The 1143-nt window shown below is 65.8% G+C and carries 2 protein-coding genes; both read left to right on the top strand.

Annotated elements, in window-relative coordinates; all coding sequences use genetic code 11:
• Positions 1-410: hypothetical protein (locus tag N864_RS25305; RefSeq protein ID WP_162164570.1), on the top strand; the 410-nt coding region annotated here is incomplete at its 5' end.
• A gap of 174 nt (positions 411-584) precedes the next feature.
• On the top strand, positions 585-1034 hold the full coding sequence (locus N864_RS22450; protein ID WP_034722827.1) for a VOC family protein: 450 nt from the start codon (positions 585-587) through the stop codon (positions 1032-1034).
• Positions 1035-1143: the final 109 nt, after the last annotated feature.

Raw genomic sequence — 1143 nt, 5'->3', positions numbered from 1 at the left:
CTCGAAACCACAGCGCCTCGTGGCGCACCACCGTTCATCTGACACACCCTGATTCCGACGTTGCCGCGCCGGACGACGTGTCTACCGAGGAGTTCGTGAGCGCGGTGTGCGCGCGCTTTCCGGACGCGAACGTCGTTGTAAACGATCTGGACGACCCGGCAGCTGCGAGGGTGACAGTGGTAGGGCCCACAGTGAGTTGCTCACTGCTCAAACGCCCGGCGTCGCTGGGGATCAAGGCGGCCGCTAATCGCCGGGCGTTGATGGACCTGGTGCGCTGGTTCCGAGACCTCGTTCCGGAAGGCACACCACTGCAAGTCGTGGAGTATGAGTCCGGACCCGCCATGGTCGAGCTGACCACGGATACCCCGGACGAGTCTCTGTACCCAGTGGTGGGGCGCGAGGATTGGTAGGAGCGCGGTCTCGCTCTTGAGCGGTAGTCTCCACGACCGCACTTGCAGTGCCCGGATAACAAGCATGAGCGAAGGCCTGGCGCATCGACGCGACCTGCGGCATACCGCCGCCTGCCGGGCGACATGCGGGTGCGGATCTGAGCACAGGTGACCCTACCGATCTACCGTGGCTAGATGCTTACGAACCGGTCGGCACCGCATGCGCGGGTGACACCCGTTCTGACCGTGGTTGACGTTCGGGCGGCGGTGGCCTGGTACGGCGACGTCTTCGGGTTCGTCGAGCACGTGCGCATCGGTGAAGGGCACCGCTCGCAGCTGGGGTTGCCGGACGGGCAGCCGGCCGAACTAGTGGTGGCCGAGGTCCGGCCGGGGCGGAGAACGCCCGAAAATGGGCGTTCTCACCAAGTGATGCTCAAGGTCGCCGATGTCGCGGCCGTGGTCGAGACGGCGACGGCTCAAGGCGCCGTTCTGGTCGACCCGCCGCACGACTGGGAGTACGGCGAACGGCAGGCAACGATCAATGACCCGTTCGGGCACCAGTGGGTCCTCAACCAGACCATCGTCGACGTCGCGCCCGAGCAGTGGGGCGGTCAGACCGTGACCCCGCGCCCACGGTCCCAGTAGCTCCCGCGGCCAGCGACAATTTATCCTTTACGTCGGTAGCGAGCCCCTTGTGCGTCTTATCGCCGCGATTTTCCCCAACTCGCGCACTCGGGCCGCTTGAGCAGGCATC

This window comes from Intrasporangium chromatireducens Q5-1, from assembly GCF_000576575.1.
Lineage (GTDB): Bacteria > Actinomycetota > Actinomycetes > Actinomycetales > Dermatophilaceae > Intrasporangium_A > Intrasporangium_A chromatireducens.
This window is presented reverse-complemented; position numbering and strand designations above follow the sequence as displayed.

Coding starts and splice junctions, on each gene's coding strand:
- N864_RS22450 (WP_034722827.1), top strand. CDS start 585: ATGCTTACGAACCGGTCGGCACCGCATGCGCGGGTGACACCCGTTCTG.